This window comes from Mycetocola sp. (assembly GCF_046716805.1).
In the GTDB taxonomy this organism is placed as follows: Bacteria; Actinomycetota; Actinomycetes; order Actinomycetales; family Microbacteriaceae; genus Mycetocola_A.
On record NZ_JBKJWH010000152.1, the window covers coordinates 1 to 3290 of the forward strand.

3 protein-coding genes and 1 pseudogene are annotated in these 3290 nt (G+C 66.9%); all 4 read left to right on the forward strand.

The features are described from left to right. Positions 1-93: pseudogene (locus tag ACLQ62_RS12425) on the forward strand (bifunctional 1-(5-phosphoribosyl)-5-((5-phosphoribosylamino)methylideneamino)imidazole-4-carboxamide isomerase/phosphoribosylanthranilate isomerase PriA); the annotation flags it as partial. Then, a complete protein-coding gene (locus ACLQ62_RS12430; RefSeq protein WP_411721951.1) occupies positions 77-844 on the forward strand; it encodes an SseB family protein in 768 nt (255 codons plus the stop codon). The pseudogene ACLQ62_RS12425 and the gene ACLQ62_RS12430, both read left to right, overlap by 17 nt. 150 nt (positions 845-994) lie before the next feature. Then, positions 995-1453 carry a hypothetical protein gene (locus tag ACLQ62_RS12435; protein WP_411721952.1) on the forward strand — a complete coding sequence of 153 codons (459 nt, stop codon included), beginning with the start codon at positions 995-997 and terminating at the stop codon, positions 1451-1453. Next, positions 1450-3231, forward strand: a complete 1782-nt coding sequence (locus ACLQ62_RS12440; protein ID WP_411721953.1) for a DUF5671 domain-containing protein — start codon at positions 1450-1452, stop codon at positions 3229-3231. The genes ACLQ62_RS12435 and ACLQ62_RS12440 overlap by 4 nt, the downstream gene beginning before the upstream one ends. The last annotated feature ends 59 nt before the right edge of the window (positions 3232-3290 follow it).

Sequence of the window (3290 nt, forward strand, 5' to 3'; positions counted from 1 at the left end):
GTTCCGCTCGGTCTGGAGGGTGCCATCGTCGGCAAGGCGCTCTACGCGGGTGCCTTCACGCTCGCTGAGGCGCTGGATGTCGCATCCGACTAACTCCGCGGACTCTGCCGGCCAGCCATGGCAGGGCCGCTCGTTCGGTGATGCCCCGGCGTCGACCGATGACGGGTCAGCGCCCGAGCATCTGATCGACGCGCTGGCACGGTTCCGCGGAGGCGAGGCCGGGGAAGCGGATGTCGTCGACGCGTTCCGCACATCGCGGCTGCTGATTCCTCTGGTCGCGCACGCGGGCGACGTCGGGTTGGGGCCGAACGGCCAGAAGGTCGACAAGACGCAGGAACTTTCCATCGTCACGGTGGGGGGACCTGACGGTCGCAACGTCCTGCCGGTGTTCTCGTCGGTTGCTGCGATGTCCGCCTGGAATGCCCAGGCGCGCCCGGTGCCGGCCGACGGCGTCCGTGTCGCACTTGCGGCGGCGAGCGAGAACACCGACCTGGTCGTACTCGACCCGACGAGCACCACAGAGTTCGCCATCCGCCGCCCGGCTCTCTGGGCGATCGCGCAGTCGCAACCGTGGCAACCCGGCTATGCGAACCCTGACGTGCTCGACGCCTTCCTCACCAGCGTTCGATCGGAGCTGGCGGTGCTGAACGTTCGGCTTGCGGCCGGTGACCCCTCCGCTCGCCTGGGCGGCCCCGAAGTGATCGTTCGGCTCGAACTCATCGACGGCCTCACGCGTGCAGAACTCGACACGACGCTGAACCGGCTCGCCCAGCGGTGGGCGGCGAGCGACATCATCGCCACCCGGGTCGATTCACTGCGGGTGAAGCTCGAGGCGTCTGCCTGAGACCGGATGCACCTGTCAGAAAGGACGAAGCAGATGCCGCAGCCAACAGGAAAGGTGACCCGCGGGTCTGAACAGGTTCGCCGCGTATCGGCCCCGTGACGTCCCGTTCTCGGGGTGCCCTCGCCGGAACGGGTGCGCCATACTGACCACATGACGCACGCCGCGGCCGGTGCCCGCCGAAACCTGGTCATCCTCCTGTCAGTGATTGCGGTGCTCGTCATCGTCTCGCTCGTCGTGGTTTTCACCCGTGGTGAAGCGGAGCTGCTGGACGAGTCGACGCCCGAAGGCGTTGTGCAGCGATACTCGCTCGCCGTTGTCGACGGTGACGACGACACGGCCGTCGGTTATCTGTCTGCTGACGTTCGAGAGAACTGCGGGACCGTCGGTAACTTCGTTTCGGATGATCTCCGGGTCACGCTGATCTCCACGGAGCTGCGCGACGATTCAGCGGATGTGCGCGTGCAGATCAGCAGGCACGAGGGAGGAGCGTTGGGCTCCGAGTACAGCTACGAGGAAAACTTCAGACTCGTTTCGGACGGAGGCGAGTGGCTGATCGAATTCGTCCCCTGGGAACTCGCCGTCTGCCCGATGGATGGTGATATCAAGTGAGCGCAGTCCAGGCGCCCTATGTCCCAGCGCCGGGATCTTCGGCGGGTCAGTCGGTCCGCCGCCTGATCGTCTACACACTGCTGTTCGCTCTGGTCGTCATCACGGCAACCGGCGTGCAAACGCTTTTGAGCCTGATCCTCGACGCGAAGATCGTCCTGATCGGTGAGAACACCTCGATCATCGCCCAGGGCCTGGCGTTCACACTGATCGGTGGTCCACTCGCCGCCGTGCTCTGGTGGTTTCTCTGGCGTCGGCTCGTCGAGCCCGCCGAGCGAGGTGCGCTTGCGTGGGGCGTGTACATCGCGGCGATGTCGATCGTCGCGCTGGTCTCGACGGTCACAGGCTTCCTTGGTTTTCTCGCAACGCTGATCGAGGGCGACTGGAACGGATCGGGCCTTGCGACGGGGGTGATCTGGGCGGCGGTGTGGATGTGGCACCGGTGGATGTGGCGTCATCCGATGAAGGGCCCGATGCGACTGTTCGCAGTTCCGGCGGTTCTCGGCGCCGCGTTCGGACTTGTGCTCGGGGCGGGGAACGCCATAAATCTTCTGAACGGTATCTTCAGCGCCGCCACTCGGGAGATCACCGCGACCCCGACGATCGGGGGCCCGTGGTGGGCGGGAACCCTGCAGGCCCTCATCTGGACGATCGGCGGGACAGCGGTCTGGGTCTGGCACTGGTACCGCGAAGGCGCACGCTCCAGCGCGACCGGTCTCGCCAACGTCGCGCTCATCCTGCTCGGCATCCTCCTCGCCAGCCTCGCAACGCTCGGCGGCATGGGCGTCATGCTTTACGTCGTTCTGCGGCTACTCTTCGACAACACCGATCCGCTGCGCGAGTTGATGTCACCGGTCGGTGTCGCACTGGCGGTCGCCGCCGTCGGTACCGTGGTGTGGACCTACCATCGGAGCGTCGCGATCAGCCGGTCGCCGTCGACTCGACAGGCGAGCATCCTCGCCACGAGCGGCGTCGCTCTCATCGGTGCTGCGTCTGGCCTCGGTGTCGTCGTCAACTCAGCGCTGGGCATTCTCGCCACGCCGCTGGCGGGCGAGGGGCTTCGCCCGCTGCTTCTCGGCGGTCTCAGCGCGCTGCTGGTCGGCGGCGTCGCGTGGACGCTCACCTGGCGACCGCATTCCCCTGCGGATGCCGCGGCGCCAGCCGCCGGACGTCGCATCTACCTCATTGCGATCTTCGGTGTGAGCGCCGTTGTCGCGCTGATCACCCTTCTCGTCATCGGCTTCCAGCTTTTTCAGGCCGTACTGGATGGCGGCTCGGGGCTCATCGAGCAGATCCGCGCTCCGCTCGGTCTGCTGACCGCCACCGCTCTCGTAGCCGGATACCACTTCGGGGTCTGGCAGCACGACCGGTCGGATGCCGCAACGTCAGCCCCGGCGCCACGCCGGCGGACCATCGGCGAGGTCATCCTCGTTACCGGTGCTGACCCTGCGCCGCTCGTTGCGGCGATCGAGTCGGTAACCGGAGCATCGGTGACCGTCTGGCGCGCGGCATCCGTTGCCCCCGAAGCGCTGCCAGGAGTCGAGGAAGGGATCCCGGGCGTACGAGCTCAGGGGCCGCTACCGGTGCCCCCGCCGATCGAGGATCTGCCGGTCGCCCCGGCGGCCTATGCTCCGACAACGGCGGTCGGTGTGGCGCCTGCCGCGACGCCGACGCCGGACGCGGAGCACCTGGCGCAGGCGCTCGATAAAATCACAGGTAGACGTGTGCTCGTTCTCGTCGGCCCGGGCTCTCGCCTCGACGTGATTCCGCTCGCCGACTGACGGCCGGACCGGAACAGCGTTGATGTGACGCGGATGTCGAAAAGGCTCACGGAGAACCG